19 protein-coding genes and 2 riboswitches are annotated in these 18323 nt (G+C 70.5%); of the genes, 16 read left to right on the top strand and 3 right to left on the bottom strand.

The annotated features are described in order from the left end of the window. Positions 1-9: 9 nt before the first annotated feature. Positions 10-477: a PPOX class F420-dependent oxidoreductase gene (locus ACWEPG_RS23915; RefSeq protein WP_452595497.1), complete on the top strand. Its 468-nt coding sequence runs from the start codon at positions 10-12 to the stop codon at positions 475-477. Positions 478-482: 5 nt separating this feature from the next. On the opposite strand, the gene ACWEPG_RS23910 is transcribed toward ACWEPG_RS23915, so the two are convergent. Further along, the gene (locus ACWEPG_RS23910; protein WP_450114698.1) at positions 483-1217 is read right to left on the bottom strand and encodes an amidohydrolase family protein; all 735 of its coding nucleotides are present in this window, start codon (positions 1215-1217) and stop codon (positions 483-485) included. A gap of 74 nt (positions 1218-1291) precedes the next feature. Continuing rightward, positions 1292-2659: an FAD-dependent oxidoreductase gene (locus ACWEPG_RS23905; protein ID WP_452595496.1), complete on the bottom strand. Its 1368-nt coding sequence runs from the start codon at positions 2657-2659 to the stop codon at positions 1292-1294. Positions 2660-2980: 321 nt separating this feature from the next. Here ACWEPG_RS23905 and ACWEPG_RS23900 point away from each other — a divergent pair, with 321 nt between their 5' ends. The 9 genes from ACWEPG_RS23900 (at position 2981) to ACWEPG_RS23860 (ending at position 11649) form a co-directional block, all read left to right on the top strand. Then, the gene (locus ACWEPG_RS23900) at positions 2981-3850 is read left to right on the top strand and encodes an ABC transporter permease (protein ID WP_452595495.1); all 870 of its coding nucleotides are present in this window, start codon (positions 2981-2983) and stop codon (positions 3848-3850) included. Between the two features lie 11 nt (positions 3851-3861). Beyond that, positions 3862-4911 (top strand): taurine ABC transporter substrate-binding protein, encoded by a 1050-nt coding sequence (locus ACWEPG_RS23895; RefSeq protein WP_452595494.1) that lies wholly within the window; start codon positions 3862-3864, stop codon positions 4909-4911. Further along, the gene (locus ACWEPG_RS23890; RefSeq protein WP_452595493.1) at positions 4895-5701 is read left to right on the top strand and encodes an ABC transporter ATP-binding protein; all 807 of its coding nucleotides are present in this window, start codon (positions 4895-4897) and stop codon (positions 5699-5701) included. Before ACWEPG_RS23895 ends, ACWEPG_RS23890 begins: the two co-directional genes overlap by 17 nt. Beyond that, positions 5698-6114, top strand: a complete 417-nt coding sequence (locus tag ACWEPG_RS23885) for a rhodanese-like domain-containing protein (protein ID WP_450114703.1) — start codon at positions 5698-5700, stop codon at positions 6112-6114. The genes ACWEPG_RS23890 and ACWEPG_RS23885 overlap by 4 nt, the downstream gene beginning before the upstream one ends. Next, positions 6111-7334 carry an O-succinylhomoserine sulfhydrylase gene (locus ACWEPG_RS23880; protein WP_452595492.1) on the top strand — a complete coding sequence of 408 codons (1224 nt, stop codon included), beginning with the start codon at positions 6111-6113 and terminating at the stop codon, positions 7332-7334. The genes ACWEPG_RS23885 and ACWEPG_RS23880 overlap by 4 nt, the downstream gene beginning before the upstream one ends. A gap of 68 nt (positions 7335-7402) precedes the next feature. Then, a riboswitch (cobalamin riboswitch) is annotated at positions 7403-7469 on the top strand. Positions 7470-7572: 103 nt separating this feature from the next. Further along, the gene (locus tag ACWEPG_RS23875; protein WP_452595491.1) at positions 7573-8508 is read left to right on the top strand and encodes a helical backbone metal receptor; all 936 of its coding nucleotides are present in this window, start codon (positions 7573-7575) and stop codon (positions 8506-8508) included. Positions 8509-8570: 62 nt separating this feature from the next. Further along, positions 8571-9530, top strand: coding sequence for a FecCD family ABC transporter permease (locus ACWEPG_RS23870; protein ID WP_450136435.1), 960 nt, complete (start codon positions 8571-8573; stop codon positions 9528-9530). Continuing rightward, a complete protein-coding gene (locus tag ACWEPG_RS23865) occupies positions 9527-10306 on the top strand; it encodes an ABC transporter ATP-binding protein (protein ID WP_452595490.1) in 780 nt (259 codons plus the stop codon). The genes ACWEPG_RS23870 and ACWEPG_RS23865 overlap by 4 nt, the downstream gene beginning before the upstream one ends. Continuing rightward, positions 10306-11649 carry a bifunctional adenosylcobinamide kinase/adenosylcobinamide-phosphate guanylyltransferase gene (locus tag ACWEPG_RS23860; RefSeq protein WP_452595489.1) on the top strand — a complete coding sequence of 448 codons (1344 nt, stop codon included), beginning with the start codon at positions 10306-10308 and terminating at the stop codon, positions 11647-11649. Before ACWEPG_RS23865 ends, ACWEPG_RS23860 begins: the two co-directional genes overlap by 1 nt. Positions 11650-11717: 68 nt before the next feature. Here ACWEPG_RS23860 and ACWEPG_RS23855 read toward each other — a convergent pair whose 3' ends face one another. Continuing rightward, positions 11718-12521: an HAD-IIA family hydrolase gene (locus ACWEPG_RS23855; protein ID WP_450114708.1), complete on the bottom strand. Its 804-nt coding sequence runs from the start codon at positions 12519-12521 to the stop codon at positions 11718-11720. 146 nt (positions 12522-12667) lie between these two features. Then, positions 12668-12762: riboswitch (SAM riboswitch) on the top strand. Between the two features lie 75 nt (positions 12763-12837). Between ACWEPG_RS23855 and ACWEPG_RS23850 the strand changes: the two genes are divergently transcribed. Genes ACWEPG_RS23850 through ACWEPG_RS23825 form a run of 6 tightly spaced genes read left to right on the top strand, consistent with a single transcriptional unit; the run spans position 12838 to position 18309 of the window. Beyond that, entirely contained in the window at positions 12838-13809 is a 972-nt protein-coding gene (locus tag ACWEPG_RS23850; protein WP_450136343.1) for an amino acid ABC transporter permease, read from the top strand. Beyond that, on the top strand, positions 13806-14582 hold the full coding sequence (locus ACWEPG_RS23845; protein ID WP_452595488.1) for an amino acid ABC transporter ATP-binding protein: 777 nt from the start codon (positions 13806-13808) through the stop codon (positions 14580-14582). The genes ACWEPG_RS23850 and ACWEPG_RS23845 overlap by 4 nt, the downstream gene beginning before the upstream one ends. Positions 14583-14618: 36 nt before the next feature. Then, positions 14619-15587 carry an ABC transporter substrate-binding protein gene (locus tag ACWEPG_RS23840; protein ID WP_452595487.1) on the top strand — a complete coding sequence of 323 codons (969 nt, stop codon included), beginning with the start codon at positions 14619-14621 and terminating at the stop codon, positions 15585-15587. A 39-nt stretch (positions 15588-15626) separates the two neighbouring features. Then, positions 15627-16757, top strand: a complete 1131-nt coding sequence (locus ACWEPG_RS23835; protein ID WP_452595486.1) for an FAD-dependent oxidoreductase — start codon at positions 15627-15629, stop codon at positions 16755-16757. Continuing rightward, entirely contained in the window at positions 16754-17263 is a 510-nt protein-coding gene (locus ACWEPG_RS23830; protein ID WP_452595485.1) for a GNAT family N-acetyltransferase, read from the top strand. Before ACWEPG_RS23835 ends, ACWEPG_RS23830 begins: the two co-directional genes overlap by 4 nt. Beyond that, complete coding sequence (locus ACWEPG_RS23825) at positions 17260-18309, top strand: LLM class flavin-dependent oxidoreductase (RefSeq protein ID WP_452595484.1); 1050 nt, start codon at positions 17260-17262, stop codon at positions 18307-18309. The genes ACWEPG_RS23830 and ACWEPG_RS23825 overlap by 4 nt, the downstream gene beginning before the upstream one ends. The last annotated feature ends 14 nt before the right edge of the window (positions 18310-18323 follow it).

Genomic DNA, 18323 nt, shown 5'->3' with positions numbered 1-18323 from the left:
AGGCACTCGATGGCCCGCAGGATCGCGACGACGACGCGTGTGGAGCGTGACGAGATGCTCGGCTTTCTGCGGGGCCGCAGCAACGCGGTGCTGCTGACAACGCGTGCCGACGGCTCACCGCAGCTGAGCCCCGTCACCTACGGCGTCGATGCCGCGGGCCGGGTGCTCGTCTCGACCTATCCCGATCGTGCGAAGGCGGTGAACCTGCGGCGCCGGCCGGCGGCGTCCCTGATCTCGCTCGGAGCCGATTTCGACGACGCGTGGATTCAGGTCGACGGCACCGCCGAGGTCGTCGATCTGCCCGACTCGGTCGAACCGCTGGTGGAGTACTACCGGTCGATCGCGGGTGAGCACCCGGACTGGGACGAGTACCGCGAGGCGATGACGCGTCAGGGCAAGTCGCTCGTGCGTCTGACGATCACCCGATGGGGGCCGATCGCGACCGGCGGGTTCCCGCCGCATCTCGCTGCGGGCTGATCGCCTCAGATGCGGTAGAACGTGCGGGCGTTGCCGCCGAGGACCGCGTCGAGACCGTCGCCCACGGCCTCGGTGATGATCTCGAGGTCATTGCGTTCGAACGCGCGACGGGCGCGGGTACCGGGCAGGTCGGTGCCGAACATCAGCGCGGTCGGGTTGACGGCGTGGATGCGGCGCAGCGCGTCGCCGACGTCGTCGATGGTGGCGCGGCCGAAACCGGTGGCCTTCACCTTTGCCCCGCGGTCGACGAGGTTGAGCAGGTACGGCAGCCCTCGGGTCGACATGCCGAGGTGGTCGATGCTGACGGCGGGCAGCTTCTTGAACACCGGCTCCAGCGACAGCAGCAGCGAGGCGTCCACGTAGAACTCGGCGTGCCAGCCGACCAGCTCCCAGGCCCGAAGCGCCTGGGTGGTCAGCAGTTTCACGTCGGTGGCGCTGCGCCGCAGGTTGAACCGCACCGCCCGGACCCCCGCCCGGTCGAGCGCGAGGATGTCCTCGTCGGTGGCGTCCGGTTCGAGATGCGTGACGCCGACCCAGCCGGGACCGAGTTCCTGCAACGCCGCGATCAGGTAGTCCTGGTCGGTGCCCTGGTACGACGCCGTCACGACCGCGCCGCCGTCCACCCCGAAGCCGGCGACCCGGGCGCGGTAGTCGGCGATGGTGAACGGCTCCGGCAGGTAGCCGTGATTCTCGACGAGCGGGAACCGCGGGTCGATGATGTGCACGTGGGCGTCAAACACAGGTGAAGAATGCCTTGCCGATCACACGAGCGTGGCGCCCGGGTACCCGGACGCCACGCTCGTGAAGGTGTGGACTACTGCTGGGACGCGCGGAGCATGTCCTCGCGTTCGACGACCTTGATGCGCTCGCGGCCGTGCGGCTCGCCGAGGCTGCGCTCGTGGGCGTCGAGCCGGTACCAGCCGTCCCAGGTGGTGTACGGCAGCTTCTTGGCGTCGAGGAACTCGATGACGGCGCTCTCGTCGGGGCTGGCGGCGCCGGCGAAGGACGGGGCGTCGGCGAGGAGGTTCGCGACCGTCTCGTTGGCGTCGCCCTTGGTGTGGCCGATGAGGCCGACCGGCCCGCGCTTGATCCAGCCGGTGACGTAGGTGCCGGCGATGTGCGTGCCGTCCTCGTCGATGACGCGGCCCGCCTCGTTGGGGATGGTCCCGGCCTGGTCGTCGAACGGCAGCTTGGCGATGTTCTGCGACAGGTAGCCGACCGCGCGGTAGACGGCGGTCACGTCCCAGTCGTTGAACTTGCCGGTGCCGCGGACGTTGCCGGTGCCGTCCAGTTCGGTGCGCTCGGTGCGCAGGCCGACGACCTTGCCGTCCTCGCCGAGAACCTCGTGCGGGGACTCGAAGAAGTGCAGGAACAGCTTGTGCGGGCGGTCGCCGACGTCGCGGATCGCCCAGTCCTGCAGGGTGTTGGCGACCATGTCGACCTGCTTGGACGCGCGGCGGGCGGCCTCGGAGCCCTCGTCGTAGTCGATGTCCTCGGGGTCGACGATGACCTCGATGTTGGGGGAGTGGTCGAGTTCGCGCAGTTCGAGGGGCGTGAACTTGGCCTGGGCGGGACCGCGGCGACCGAAGACGTGGACCTCGACGGCCTTGTTGGCCTTGAGGCCCTCGTAGACGTTGGCCGGGATCTCGGTGGGGAGCAGTTCGTCGCCGGTCTTGGCGAGCACGCGCGCGATGTCGAGGGCGACGTTGCCGACGCCGAGAACGGCGACCTTCTCGGCCTCGAGGGGCCAGGTGCGCGGGACGTCCGGGTGGCCGTCGTACCAGGACACGAAGTCGGCGGCGCCGTAGCTGCCGTCGAGGTCGATGCCGGGGATGTTCAGGGCGCGGTCGGCGTTGGCGCCGGTGGAGAAGATGACCGCGTCGTAGAAGGTGCGCAGGTCGTCGAGCGTGATGTCGGTGCCGTAGTCGATGTTGCCCAGCAGACGGACCTGCGGCTTGTCGAGGACCTTGTGCAGGGCCGTGATGATGCCCTTGATGCGCGGGTGGTCCGGGGCGACGCCGTAGCGGATGAGTCCGAAGGGAGCCGGCATGCGCTCGAAGAGGTCGATGCTGACGCCGCGACCGGCGGCGGTGTCGGACTTCATGAGGGCGTCGGCGGCGTAGATGCCGGCCGGACCGGCGCCGACGATGGCCACCCGGAGCGGACGATTCTGGTCAGTCATCTCGAAAGAACTACCTTTTCGACTAGCGGACGGACGGTTCGGTGTGCGGGCCGTATCGCGGAGCGTGCGCCGTGGGACGAACCGGTGCCCACCCAGTTTACTGAGCCGTACCTAACCCATGTGTGCAGGACCTCTACCGGACCCTCGATTGTCGATACTCCGCCCTTACGCCGTTCTTCGCTAGGGCACCCTTCCTTGAGGGGCCACAAGGCTCGTTTGTGCCCCGTCATTCTCGTCGGGGCCGCCTGCCCCGGCAACCATTGCACTCACGCCGGATCGGAACCCTGGTGGGGGCGAGCTCGTCGGGGTCGAATGCACCCCATGTCCGCGACGCTCGATCGGGGCGCGCCGGTCACCGCAGCGGCCCGACCCCGCGAATTCGACCCGTCCTCCGCAGCCCGCGGCCGGCGCCTGGCCCGCACCTTCGGGCTGCCGCTGCTTTCGGTTCTCGTCTTCCTCGCGGTGTGGCAGGTCGCCGCGGCGAGCGGGTGGTGGAGCGAGGTGTTCGTCCCCTACCCGGCCACGGTGTGGCGGGCCGCCGTCGACGCCTCCACCACGCACGACGGCGTCCGCGGCTACCAGGGCCACCTGCTGTGGGAGCACATCTACATGACCCTGCGCCGGGTGGCCGCCGGTGTGGTGATCGGCGTCGTCGGCGGGGTCGCGCTGGGGCTGGCGATGGGCACCGTCGGCTGGTTGCGGCGCGTCCTCGAACCCTGGCTGACGTTCCTGCGGGCACTGCCGCCACTGGCCTACCTGTTCCTGCTCGTCATCTGGCTCGGCATCGACGAGGCGCCGAAGATCGCGCTGCTCGCGCTCGCCGCACTGCCCCCGACCGCCGTCGCCACCACCACCGCCGTGCTCGCGACGCCGGTCGGGCTGATCGAGGCGGCCCGAGCGCTCGGCGCGTCCCGGCCGCAGACGGTGAGGGACGTGGTGCTGCCCGCCGCCCTGCCCGAAACCCTCACCGGCATCCGGCTCGCCGTCGGCATCGCCTACTCGTCGGTGGTGGCCGCCGAACTGTTCAACGGCCTGCCCGGTATCGGCGGCATGGTCAAGGACGCCTCGAACTACAACAACACCCCGGTCGTGCTGGTGGGGATCTTCGCCATCGGCCTGTCCGGGCTCGCCATCGACGCCCTGCTCCGTGCCGTCGAACGGCGCGCGGTCCTTTGGCGGGGCAAGCAATGAGAGAGGAACACATGAAGACGATCGGTCGTGTCCGCCGGGCCCTGACCGCGGCGGCGACGGTGACGCTCGCCGCGCTGTCGGTCGTGTCGTGCTCGGTGGACGGCAACTCCGACGGCGGCGACAGGCCCGTGATTCGTGTTGGCTACCAGACCTTTCCGAGCGGCGACCTGATCGTCAAGAACAGTGGCTGGCTCGAGGCGGAACTGCCCGACTACACGATCAAGTGGACGAAGTTCGACTCCGGCGCGGACGTGAACACCGCGTTCGTGGCCGGCGAACTCGACTTCGGGGCGCTCGGCTCGAGCCCCGTCGCTCGCGGGCTGTCCGATCCGTTGCGGATTCCCTACCGGGTCGCGTGGATCCTCGACGTCGCCGGTGACAACGAGGCCCTCGTCGCCCGCAACGGCACCGGTGTCGCGAAGGTCGAGGACCTGCGCGGCCGCAAGGTCGCCACCGCGTTCGCCTCGACCGCGCACTACAGCCTGCTCGCCGCCCTGGACCGGGCCGGGCTGTCGGCGGCGGACGTCCAGTTGATCGACCTGCAGCCGCAGGCGTCGCTGGCGGCGTGGCAGCGCGGCGACGTCGACGCCGTCTACACGTGGTTGCCGACGCTCGACGAGATCCGCGAGGGCGGCACGACCCTGGTCACGAGCCGGGAACTCGCCGAGGCCGGGAAGCCGACGCTCGATCTCGCGGTCGTCGCCACCGGGTTCGCCGCCGAGCACCCCGACGTCGTGGACACCTGGCGTCGCGCACAGGCCCGCGCGCTGACGACGATCGCGGCGGATCCGGCCGCTGCCGCGAAGGCCGTCGCAGCGGAGGCGGGGATCACCGCGGACGAGGCCGCGTCGCAACTGACGCAGGCAGTGTTCCTCACCCCCGAGCAGGTCGCGTCGCCGCAGTGGCTGGGCACCGACGGCGCACCCGGCAACCTGGCGAACAGCCTGCACTCGGCGGCGCAGTTCCTCGCCGAGCAGAAGCAGATCCCTGCCGCCCCTGGCCTCGCGGATTTCCAGGCCGGGCTGTACGTGACGGGGCTGCCAGGTGTCCTCGAACGGTGAGCCGCGGATCCGGTTGACCGACGTCCGGCACGCGTACGGGTCGGTCGCCGCGGTCGGGCCGCTGTCGCTGGACGTGCCCGACGGGGAGTTCCTGGTGCTCGTCGGGGCGTCCGGCTGCGGAAAGAGCACCCTGCTTCGGCTGATCGCCGGGTTCGAGGAGCCCACCGAGGGTCGGGTTCTGGTGGCCGGTGCCGCCCCCGCCCCGGGTACCGGCGCCGGTGTGGTGTTCCAGCAGCCGCGGCTGTTCCCCTGGCGGACCGTCGGCGGCAACGTCGACCTCGCCCTCGACTACGCGGGTGTGCCGCGGGCGCTGCGCGCCAGGCGTCGGGCCGAACTGCTGGCCCGGGTGGGACTCGACGGGCTGGCCGACCGGCGCATCTGGCAGATCTCCGGCGGCCAGCAGCAGCGGGTCGCGATCGCCCGTGCCCTCGCCGCCCCGACGACGTTGCTGCTGCTCGACGAGCCGTTCGCCGCCCTCGACGCGCTGACTCGCGAGCAGCTCCAGGAGGACCTGCGGGCCGATGCCGCCCGCTCCGCCCGCACCAGCGTGTTCGTCACCCACAGCGCGGACGAGGCGGTGTTCCTCGGGTCGCGGATCGTCGTCCTCGGTGCCCGCCCGGGTCGGATCGCGCTGGACCTGCCCGTCGATCTGCCGCGCACCGGTGTCGACACGGACGAGCTGCGCGGCTCGGCGCGGTTCGCCGAATTGCGTTCTCGGGTGGGGCAGGCGATCAAGCAGGCAGCCGCGCCGTCGGCCCGCTCCGGCTCTTGTGAAAAACTGGGTTCATGAGCTACGCAGGCGACCTCACCCCCCAGCAGGCATGGGACCTGCTGCGCGAGCATCCCCGGGCTGTCCTGGTCGATGTCCGCACCGATGCCGAATGGCGCTTCGTCGGTGTCCCCGACACCGCCGAACTCGGTCGCGAACTGCTGACGATCGAGTGGGTGTCCTACGACGGCACCCGCAACGCCGACTTCGTCACCCAGCTCCAGGAAGCCGGCGTCACCGGTGGCGAGGACGCCGAGGTCATCTTCCTGTGCCGGTCGGGGCAGCGTTCCATCGGCGCCGCGGAGGCGGCGACCGCGGCGGGCATCGGCCCGGCCTACAACGTGCTCGACGGGTTCGAAGGTGGCCTCGACGAGAGCGGTCACCGCGGCGGTGCCGGCTGGCGTGCCGTCGGACTCGGGTGGAGGCAGTCGTGAGCAACATTCCCAGCGGCGGCGCGTTCTCGCGGTCCCTGCCAGACTCGGTGCGACCGGCGACGCTCGGTGTCCGCGGCGGCACCCTGCGCTCCGGTTTCGAGGAGACGTCCGAGGCGATCTACCTCAACTCCGGGTTCGTCTACGAGTCCGCGGAGGCCGCGGAGCAGGCGTTCACCGGCGAGGTCGACCACTTCGTCTACTCCCGGTACGGCAACCCGACGGTGAAGATGTTCGAGGAGCGGCTGCGGCTGCTCGACGGCGCGGAGGGCTGCTACGCCACCGCGTCCGGCATGTCTGCGGTGTTCACCGCGCTGGCCGCCCTGCTCGGCAACGGCGACCGCCTCGTCGCGGCCCGCAGCCTGTTCGGTTCGTGCTTCGTGGTGTGCAACGAGATCCTGCCGCGCTGGGGCGTCGAGACGGTGTTCGTCGACGGCGAGGACCTCGACCAGTGGGAGCAGGCGCTGTCGGTGCCGACCACCGCGGTGTTCTTCGAGACGCCGTCCAACCCGATGCAGACCCTCGTCGACGTCCGCAAGGTCTCCGAGATGGCGCACGCCGCGGGCGCGAAGGTGGTGCTGGACAACGTCTTCGCCACCCCGCTGCTGCAGCGCAGCCTCGACCTCGGCGCCGACGTCATCGTGTACTCCGGCACCAAGCACATCGACGGCCAGGGCCGCGTCCTCGGCGGCGCGATCCTCGGCCCGCAGGACTACATCGACGGACCGGTGCAGCAGCTGATCCGCCACACCGGTCCGGCGCTGAGCCCGTTCAACGCGCACACCCTGCTCAAGGGACTCGAGACGATGCCGCTGCGCGTCCGGCACTCCGTCGACAGCGCGCTGCGGATCGCCCGGTTCCTCGAGGCCGACGACGCGGTCAGCTGGGTCAAGTACCCGTTCCTCGAGTCGCACCCGCAGTACGACCTCGCGACGTCGCAGATGAGCGGCGGCGGCACCGTGGTGACGTTCGAGCTGGCCGCCGCCGACGGCGAGGGCAAGAAGAAGGCGTTCGAGCTGCTGAACAAGCTGCGGGTCGTCGACATCTCCAACAACCTCGGCGACGCCAAGTCGCTGATCACCCACCCGGCGACCACCACGCACCGCGCGATGGGACCGGAGGGGCGTGCCGCGATCGGGCTGTCCGACGGTGTCGTGCGGCTCTCGGTCGGGCTCGAGGACTCGGAGGATCTGCTCGAGGACCTCGCGCAGGCGCTGCGCTGACGCGCTCGCACCGTGGGCTAGGCTGCGGATGCCCTGACCGTTCGTCGGGGTATCCGCAGCGTCACGCTGAAGCCGGTGCGAGACCGGCGCTGTCCCGCAACTGTGAGCCCGGCCCGGCCCGGGTGAGCCAGGTCAGCCGGCGCCGCGGGCACGAACTGGTCCTCGGACGAAGGACGGTGTCGGGCGGCAACCTTCGCGGTTCGCGGCCGTGCTGCCCTCGTCCTCCGAGCCACGGAGGATGGCTGTGATCCACACTTCCCGCCGGTTCCTCACCGCAGGAATCGCCGCGTTCGCCCTGCTGCTCGCCGGCTGCGGCAGCAGCGACGAGGGCACTTCCGGTGACGCCGCGGCGGACACCCCGCAGGCCATCGTGTCGCTGAGCCCGACCTCCACGGAGATGCTCTACGCGGTCGGCGCGGGCGATCAGGTGGTCGCGGTCGACGACCGGTCCGACTACCCGGCGGGGGTGCCCGTCACCAACCTGTCCGGCTACACCCCGAACGTCGAGGCGATCCTCGGGTACGAACCGGACCTCGTCGTCGCGACCGACGACAACGGCGGCCTCGTCGCCGGGCTCGAGAAGGCCGGCGTCCCGACGCTGCTGCTGCCCGCCGCCCGCACCCTCGACGACACGTACGCGCAGATCGAGCAGGTCGGTGTCGCGACCGGCCACGTCGCCGAGGGCGCCGAGCTCGTCTCCCGGATGCGGACCGAGATCGACGACATCGTCGCGTCCGTGCCCCCGCGGGAGGTTCCGCTGCGCTACTACCACGAACTCGACGACACCTTCTACACCGTCACCGACGACACCTACATCGGCCAGATCTACTCGATGCTCGGCGCGAAGCGCAGCGGAGCCGCCCCTCAGCCAGGTCTGACGTCCATCGCCACCGGTGGTGACGGCTATCCGCAGCTGTCGGCCGAGTACATCGTCGAACAGAACCCCGACGCGATCTTCCTCGCCGACGGGGAGTGCTGCGGCGTCACGCCCGACGCGGTCGCGAAGCGGGCGGGCTGGGGCGAGCTCACCGCGATCCGCGACGGGCACGTCCACGTGCTCGACGAGGACCTCGCCAGCCGGTGGGGACCACGCGTGGTGGACCTGGTGCGTGAGCTCGCCGGGATCGTGAACGGCATCCCCGCGGACCGGCCCGCCGCCCCGCCCGCCCGGTGATCACCGCGCCGCGCAGCCGCGCGCTCCTGCTGGGTGGCGCGGCGCTCGTCCTCGTCGCGGCGATGCTCGTGGGCATCCTGGTCGGTCCCGCCGGGCTCACGCCGCGCGGCGTGCTGCTCGACATCCTCGACAGGGTGCCGTTCGTCGACGTCGACTCCGGGCTGACCACCCGGCAGCAGGCCATCCTGTGGAACATCCGAATGCCGCGTGTCGTGCTCGGTGCGCTGGTTGGGGCGATGCTCGCGATCGCAGGCGCCGCCTACCAGGGCGTCTTCCGTAACCCGCTCGCCGATCCGTACCTGCTCGGCGTGTCCAGCGGCGCCGGGCTCGGCGCGACCCTCGCGATCGTCGTCGGCGGCGCCGCGGGGTTCGCCGGAGTGCCCCTCGCCGCGTTCGCGGGTGGCCTGATCGCCGTCGCAGCGACCTACGCGCTGGGGCGCACGGTGGGCAGCGGACGCACCGAGGTCGTCGTCATCCTCGCCGGTGTCGCGGTCGCGGCGTTCGCCAACGCCATCCAGACGTTCTTCATGCAACTGCACGACGACACGTTGCGTCAGGTGTACTCGTGGATGCTCGGGCGGCTCTCGACCGACGGGTGGTCGGAGGTGGTGACGGTGCTGCCGTACGTCGTCGTCTCCGTCGCGATCATCGCGCTGCACCGCCGCACCCTCGACGTCATGGCCGTCGGTGACGTCGAAGCGGGGAGCCTGGGAATCAACGCCGCCCGGGTGCGGATGGTCCTGGTGTGCGTCGCGACGCTCGGCACTGCCGCGGTGGTCTCGGCGAGTGGACTGATCGGATTCGTCGGCATCGTGATCCCGCATGCCGTACGGCTGCTGGTCGGTCCCGGGCACCGTCTGCTGTTGCCGTTGTCGCTGATGGTGGGTGCGGCGTTCCTGGTGCTCGCCGACGTCCTCGCGCGGACCGTGATGGCGCCGGCGGAGCTGCCGATCGGCGTGGTCACCGCCGCGATCGGCGCCCCGTTCTTCCTACTGGTGCTGAGACGGGGGCGGACGACGTGATCACTTGCCGCGGCCTGCGAGTCGACCTCGGCCGGACGACCGTCCTCGACGGCGTGGATCTGACGGTGGCGCAGGGGGAATGGGTCGCGATCGTCGGCCCGAACGGTGCCGGCAAGACGACCCTGCTGCACGCGCTGGCCGGGCTGGTGCCCGCGACCGGCGAGGCGAGGGTCGACGGTCACGACCCGGCCCGGACGCCGCGGCGGGTGATGTCGCGGACGGTGGCGCTGATGCCACAGCGGCCCGTCGTCCCGGAGGGGGTGAGCGTGCAGGAGCTGATCACGCTCGGCCGCACCCCTCACCTGTCCCGGTTCGGCACCGAAACCCCCCACGACCGCGAGATCGTCGACGACCTCCTGGACCGACTCGAACTGCGCGCGCTGGCCTCCCGGGCCGTGACCGCGCTCTCCGGCGGTGAACTGCAGCGAGTGGTGCTGGCCCGGGCGCTGGCGCAGCAGCCGCGGGTGCTGCTGCTCGACGAACCGACCAGCGCCCTCGACATCGGGCACCAGCAGCAGGTGCTCGACCTCGTGCAGGCGCTGCGCCTGGCGGACGGGCTGACGGTGGTCGCGGCGATGCACGACCTCACCCTCGCGGGCCAGTACGGGCGGCGGGTGGTGATGCTCGCCGACGGCGGCGTCGTCGCGGACGGCACCCCGGCCGAGGTTCTGACCGCGGAGCGGATCGGCGCGGTGTACGACGCGCGGGTCGAGGTCCTCGACCGGCCCGGCGGCCCGGTGGTGCTGCCGGTGGGACCGTCAGCGGGAGCGTCCTGATGGAGGTCGTGCTGCTCGGCACCGGTGCCGCCGACGGGTGGCCCAACCCGTTCTGCCGCTGCGCGTCCTGCCTGACCGCATTGCGGCGCGGCGAGGTTCGGGCCCAGACCGCCGCGCTCGTCGACGACGTGCTGCTGCTCGACTGCGGGCCGGAGGTACCGCGCGCCGCCGCGCACGCGGGGAGGTCGCTGTCCGGGGTGCGGCATCTGCTGCTCACCCACTCGCACCCCGACCACACCGGACCGCTGGCGCTGCTGATGCGGTCCTGGGTGGTGCGCGAGGAACCGCTGGACGTGATCGGGCCGCCGGAGGCGCTGGACCTGTGCCGGGACTGGGTCGGCCCCGACGACCCGGTGCGGTGGATTCCGATCGCGCCGGGGGAGGCGCTGCGGGTCGGCGAGTACACGGTGCGGGCGCTGCCTGCCGCGCACCGGGTGTTTCGCGACGGCGACGCGGTGCTGTACGAGGTCGCGGGTCCGGACCGTCGGAAACTGTTGTGGGCAACGGACACCGGACCGCTGCCCGCCGCGACCCTGGACGCGGTACGTGGCGCCCGGTACGACGCGGTGTTCCTCGAGGAGACCTTCGGCGACCTCGTCGACCACGAACCCGACCACCTCGACCTGCGCACCTTCCCGCGGGCGCTGGCCGCGCTGCGCGAGGCCGAGGCGGTCGTCGAGGGCACCGACGTGATCGCCGTCCACCTGAGTCACCACAACCCGGTCGACCTGCCGGACCGGTTGCGGCCCTGGGGTGTTCGGGTGCTCGACGACGGCGCAACCGTCGTGGTGGGTGCGGTGACGGCGCGTCCGGACCGACCTCGACGGACCCTCGTGCTCGGCGGCGCTCGCGCGGGCAAGTCCACCCACGCGGAGCGTCTGCTCGCCGACCGTGACGACGTCACCTTCCTGGCCACCGGCGGTCCGCCCGGCGACGACGCGGAGTGGGCGGCCCGGATCGCCGCGCACCGGGCGTCGCGTCCCGCCTCCTGGCGCACCGTCGAGACCGACGACCTCTGCGGGGCGCTGGGGTCCGCTACCGGTCCGGTCCTCGTGGACTGCCTCGGTACCTGGCTCACCCGCCGGATCGACCGCCACGGCGCGTGGGACGACGAATCCGGTTGGGTGGCAGTGCAGGCCGACGTCGAAGCCCTACTCGTCGCGTGGCGCACGGCGACGGTGCCCGTCGTCGCGGTGAGCAACGAGGTCGGCAGCGGCGTCGTCCCGGCGACGCCCTCCGGCCGCCGCTTCCGCGACGCCCTCGGCCGGCTCAACGCCGCCGTCGCCGCCGAGTCCGAGTCGGTGATCCTCGTCGTCGCAGGACGCCCGCTCCCGCTCCGCTGACCCCCGCCCCTGGTTCCCTGATGTCACATTGGGGATCGCTGAGTGAGCGAATGTGACATTAGGGAACCTCAGGCGAAGGGGTCCTGGGTGCGGCCGACGAGTTCGGCAACCGAGTTCAGCACCAGGGTCGGGCGGTAGGGGAACGCCTCGACGGTCTCGCGGCTGGAGATGCCGGTGAGCACCAGGATCGTCTGCAGGCCCGCCTCGAGGCCGGAGACGATGTCGGTGTCCATCCGGTCGCCGATCATCAGGGTGTGCTCGGAGTGGGAGCCGATCGCCCGCAGCGCCGAGCGCATCATCAGCGGGTTCGGCTTGCCGACGTAGTACGGCTCGCGGCCCGTCGCGCGGGTGATCAGCGCGGCCACCGAACCGGTCGCGGGCAGCGAGCCGTCACGCGAAGGGCCGGTGGCGTCCGGGTTGGTCGCGATGAACCGGGCACCGCGCTCGACGAGGCGGATCGCGGTGGTGATCGCCTCGAACGAGTAGGTGCGCGTCTCGCCGAGCACCACGTAGTCGGGATCGTTGTCGGTGAGCACGTACCCGATGTCGTGCAGCGCGGTGGTCAACCCGGACTCGCCCACGACGTAGGCGGTGCCGTTCGGCCGCTGATTGTGCAGGAAGGTCGCCGTCGCGAGGGCGGACGTCCAGATCGACTTCTCCGGGATGTCCAGGCCGGACTGCAGGAGTCGTGCCCGCAGGTCACGCGGGGTGCGAATCGAGTTGTTGGTGAGCACGACGAACGGAGTTCCGGACTCCTGCAGTTCCGAGAGGAACGCGTCGGCGCCCGGTACCAGGTGCTCCTCGTGCACCAGGACCCCGTCCATGTCCATCAGATACGTCCAACCGGGGGTCTTCTCGTCGGTGTTCGCCATGGCCCCATTGTGCGCGCCCGGAGACCCGCACGTCGGCTCGGACGCGCCGGATGTCGCACGGCACACAGTCGTCTTCGCCATTCGGATCAGCTCGAACGCAATAGGTGACCGCGGGATCTGGTTGCGGGACAGTACAGCTCGAGTGTTGACCATCAAGAGCGACCGAGAGACCCGGATCGACGACGTCGCAGCAACCCCCCCCGAGTGTGGGTGCGGGTGCTACCGCCGGGACCGATGGACTCCGCGACAGGGCTGCGACGAGCGCCCGGTCCCGACCCGTGAAAGGCTTCTCGATGTCCGACTCCGGAGTGCGCTCGTGAGCGCCCCGGCCACGAGTCCGCCGCAGGCGGCAGTGGCCGAATCGTCCGACGACGCCGACCTGCGCGTCGCTCCCACCCGCCATCCCTGGCGTTGGGTCGTCGCAGCGGCGGCGCTGGTCCTGGTCGCGCAGTTCGTGCACGGACTGGTGGTCAACCCGGGCTGGGACTGGGCGACGTTCGCGCGGTACTTCACCGCCCCGTCGGTGCTGTCCGCGCTGTGGACGACGATCGAACTCACCATCTGGGGCACCGTCCTCGGGTTCGGGATCGGCGTGCTGCTCGCCGTGGCGAGGCTGTCGAACAACCCGGTACTGCAAGTGATCTCGTGGATCTACGTCTGGGCGTTCCGCTCGATTCCACTGATCGTGCAGCTGCTGTTCTGGTTCAACATCGCCTACCTCTACCAGACGATGTCCCTCGGCATTCCCTTCGGCCCGGGATTCCTCGAGTTCAACGTCACCGGCGTGATCTCCGGGTTCACCGCCGCGGTCATCGGCCTCGCGCTGCACCAGGCGGCCTACTCCGCCGAGATCATCCGCGCGGGCATCATCTCCGTGGACCACGGCCAGATCGAGGCCGCCAACGCACTCGGTATCCCGCGGACCCGTCAGCTGTTCAAAATCGTTCTGCCGCAGGCGATGCGGTCGATTCTTCCGAACGCGGCGAACGAGGTCATCAGCCTCTTCAAGGGCACCTCGATCGTGTCGACGATGGCGATCGCCGAGCTGTTCTACCAGGTCCAGGTGATCTTCGGTCGCAACGGCCGGGTGGTGCCGCTGCTGATGGTCGCGACCGTCTGGTACATCGTCCTGACCACCGTGCTGTCCGTCGGCCAGTACTACATCGAACGGCACTACGCCCGCGGATCCGCCCGAGCGCTGCCACTCACGCCGTGGCAGAAGGTCGTCGCCAAGTACCGGGAGATCCGTGACGGCAGTACCGGCGCGCCGAGAGGGGCCACCCGATGACCGCCATCGGTGGCCCATACGCCGTCGACGTGCGGGGCGTGCACAAGGCCTTCGGCGCGCTCGAAGTGCTCAGAGGCGTGGATCTGTCGGTTCGCACGGGGGAGGTGACGGTGATCCTCGGGCCGTCGGGCTCCGGGAAGTCGACCCTCCTGCGCACCCTGAACCACCTCGAGAAGGTCGACCGCGGCACGATCCGAATCGACGGAGAACTGATCGGGTACCGCCGCCGCGGCAACACCCTGCACGAACTGTCCGACCGAGAGGCGCTGCGACAGCGGTCCCGGATCGGGTTCGTGTTCCAGAGTTTCAACCTCTTCCCGCACCTGACCGTCCTGGAGAACGTGATCGAGGCTCCGGTGTCCGCGCAGCGCCGCGACCGCGCCGAGGTGACGGCCCTGGCGCGGCAGCTGCTCGAGCGGGTCGGGGTCGCCGACAAGGCCGACCGGTATCCGAAGCAGCTGTCCGGGGGACAACAACAACGTGTCGCGATCGCGCGTGCACTCGCGTTGCGCCCCAAGGTGATCCTGTTCGACGAGCCCACCTCGGCGCTGGATCCCGAACTGGTCGGTGAGGTCCTCGAGGTGATCCGTGACCTCGCCGTCGGCGGTGCGACGCTGGTGATCGTGACCCACGAGATCGGGTTCGCTCGCGAGGTCGCCGACACCGTCGTGTTCATGGACGACGGTGTGATCGTCGAGCAGGGCCCGCCGGACGCGGTGCTGGACCGACCCACTCACGAACGCACCCGGGCCTTCCTGGCCCGAGTGCTCTGACCCCTCATCCATCGCGAAAGACCCTGGAAGGAAATGATGTCCGCCCTCACCCGCCACACGAGGCTGTTCGCCTCGGCACTGACCGCCGTCGCCCTGCTGGCGGGCTCCGCGTGCAGTTCGAGCGATGCCGCCGAGACCGACGCGGCCACCGCCGCCGGCTACAACCTGACGGCCGAGCAGAACCGCATCACCACCGACGAGGTCCCCAAGATCGCGGCACAGGTGCCGCAGGCCATCCGGGACCGGGGGAAGCTGATCGTCACCGGGTCGGCAGGCACGGCACCGCCGCTGCGCTTCTACGCCGACGACGACAAGACGATCATCGGATCGGAGACCGACTTCGCCCACCTGATCGGTGACGTCCTCGGCCTCGACGTCGAACTGACAGCCGCGGACTGGGCGCAGAACTTCGTCCGGATCGACTCCGGTGAGGCCGACACGTTCATCTCCAACGTCACCGTCACCGAGGAGCGCAAGGAGAAGTACGACTTCGCCACCTACCGGCTCGACAGTCTCGCCGTCGAGGTGAAGAAGGGCAGCGGCATCACGTTCTCCGGTCCGAAGGACATCGCGGGCCTGAAGATCGGCGTCGGCTCCGGGACCAACCAGGAGGCGCTGCTCGTCGCGTGGAACGAACAGAACGTCAAGGCCGGGCTCGAACCCGCCGAGATCCTATACTACCAGCAGGCAACCGACTATTACCTCGCACTCGGCTCGGGCCGGATCGACGCGTACGTCGGCCCCAACCCGTCGTCGGCGTTCCACGCCCTGCAGACCGGCGAGACCGAGGTCGCAGGCACCTTCTCGGGAGCGGGCTACGACCTGCAAGGGGAGATCGCCGTCCTGACGAAGAAGGACAACGGCCTGATCGGCGCGATCCACGCCGCCGTCAATCATCTCATCGACAACGGCACCTACGCCCAGGTTCTGGACCGCTGGGGCATCAGCAGCGAGGCGGTCGAATCCTCGCAGATCAACCCACCGGGCCTGCCGAAGAAGCAGTAGTCCCGATACCAGCGGCGAGAAGACGAGCAGGGAGAGAACATGACCCAGGTGCAGGGCCCGGTGGACGTCGTGGTCGTCGGTGGTGGCGTCATCGGTTCGGCCTCGGCGTGGCGGTCGGCCGCGCGGGGCCGGTCGGTGGTGTTGCTCGAGCAGTTCGAACCGGACCACCGGCGCGGGGCGTCCCACGGCACCTCCCGGATCTACCGGCAGGCGTACGACGACGAGTTCCACACCGTGCTCGCAGGGAGTGCGTTGCCGCTGTGGCGGGAACTGGAGGAGATCAGCGGTACCGATGTGCTCACCCTCACCGGGGCAGTCGACCACGGCAATCCCGTGGCGGTGGCGGCCCGTGCCCGAACGCTCTCGGAACTGGGCGTCCCACACGAACTTCTCGGACCGGCGGAAGCGGAGAAACGCTGGACCGGAATGCGATTCGACACCGCCGTGCTCCACCATCCCGGGGCGGGACGGCTGCACGCGGATCGGGCGGTGCGTGCGCTGCAGCTGGCGGCGCAGCGGGCCGGCGCCGACGTCCGGTATCGCCACGCGGTCCGCGAGATCCACGGCACCGGATCGGGCGTCGACGTGGTCACCGACGTCGGTGTTGTCCGGGCTCGGCACGTCGTCCTCGCGGCGGGTGCCTGGACCCGAACCCTGCTCGCCGGTGCCGGCATTCGGCCCGCCCCGACCTTGCCGGCGCTGCGCACCACGCAGGAACAGCCCGCCCACTTCGCACCCGTGACCGGTGCGGAGTGGCCGAGCTTCGTCCACCACCCCGGTGCCGAGCTGGCCGGCGAAGGCATCTACGGACTCGGCTCCGCGTCCGGCATCAAGATCGGTGAGCACGGCACCGGGCCCGAGGTGCACCCCGACACCCGCGACTTCCGGCCCGATCCGGCCGGGGTGCAGCGCCTCGTCGACTATGCCGCGGCATGGCTGCCGGGTGTCGATGCGGCCTCCGCGGTCGCGGACACCTGCCTCTACACCACCACCCCGGACAGCCGATTCGTCGTCGATCGGCTCGGGGGCGTGACGGTCGCGGCGGGATTCTCCGGGCACGGATTCAAGTTCGCGCCTGCCATCGGCGATCTGGTTGCGGGACTGGTCGCGGGCGACGTTCGTGCGCCCGAGCCGTTCCGGTTCGGGACGCGGCGGGCGGAGGTCGCGTGACGGGCCGGACGCGGCGCCTGCAGGTGCACACGGTGACGCAGGACGACCCGCTCGCCGCCCCGCTCCTCGCGGAGCTGGCCGTCGAGTACAGCACGCGCTACGAGCGCCCGCTGGAGGAGCAGTTCGAGGCGCTGACCACTCATCCCGGGGACGAGTTCGCGCCGCCGGACGGGGTGCTGCTGGTCGTCGTCGAGAACGGGGAACCGGTGGCGGGCGGGGCCTTCCGCCGTTACGACCAGGCGACGGCGGAACTCAAGCGGATCTGGACCTCGAGCAGGCACCGGCGCCGGGGGCTGGGGCGCATCGTCCTCGAGGAACTCGAGGTGGAGGCGGCGCTGCGGGGCTACACCCGCATCTACCTGACGACCGGCTGGCGTCAGCCGGAGGCGGTCGCGCTGTATCTGGCGGCCGGCTACACCGCACTGTTCGACCCGACGCGCCCGTCCGAGGAGATCGGGCCGCACCCGTTCGAGAAGTACCTGATCCGAAAGGCCGACTCCGCGTGAAGTTCCTGCTCCTCAGTCTGATCACCCACCAGCCCGACCCGGTCACGGGGGAGTGGCTCGATCCGGCCGCCCGCCTGAAGGAGGTCGTCGATACCGCCGTTCTCGCGGAGGAGCTCGGCTTCGAGGGCTTTGCCGTCGGTGAACGCCACGAGCGGCCGTTCCTGGCGTCGTCGCCGCCGGTCGTGCTCAGCAACATCGCCGCCCGCACGAACACGCTGGAACTGTGGACCGGGGTGACGACACTGAGTCTGCTCGACCCGGTCCGCGCCTTCGAGGACTACTCCACGCTCGACAACCTGTCGGGCGGCCGACTGCAGCTGATGATCGGAAAGGGCAACGGCACCGCGCAGGCGGACCTGTTCCACGTGAGTCCCGAGGACCAGTGGGAACGCAATCGTGAAGGCTACGAACTGTTCCGGGCGCTGTGGGAGAACGAGACCGTCACCTGGGATGCACGATTCCGGCCCGCACTGACCGATGCGGTCACCGTGCCGCGCCCGCTGCAACCGCGCCTGACCATCTGGCACGGCAGCGCGACCAGCCGGGAATCCGTCGATCTCGCAGCGAAGTACGGCGATCCGGTGTTCTCCGCGAACGTCACCAATCCGATCGAGCCCTACGCCGAGCTCGTCGAGCACTATCGCGAGCGATGGCAGGCGTACGGGCACGACCCCGCCGACGCCCGCGTCGGTGCCGGGACCGCGGGACTCCATGTCGCGCGCACGTCGCAGGAGGCGGTGCAGCGCTACCGCCCGCTGTTCGAGGCGCGACTGCGGTTCGCCCGGGACAGCGGCCTGCCGGTGGTCTTCGAGACGGTCGAGGACTTCGTGGAGCGCAGTTCCGCCCTGATCGGCAGTCCACAGCAGGTGATCGAGAAGGTCCTTCGCTACCACGACCGTCTCGGACACGAGGTCACGCACGTCACCGCAGACCGGGGCGGGCTGTCGATCGCCGAACAGCGCGCGAGCCTCGAACTGTTCCAGGCGGAAGTGGCTCCGGTGCTGCGCCAGGTGATCCCGCACCGCGACTCCGTCGCGGTGGCCTGAGATCGCCGCCGAAT

Source organism: Rhodococcus sp. NPDC004095 (assembly GCF_053604015.1).
Note: the sequence above shows the minus strand (reverse complement) of the source record. Positions and strands in the feature narration are given on the sequence as shown.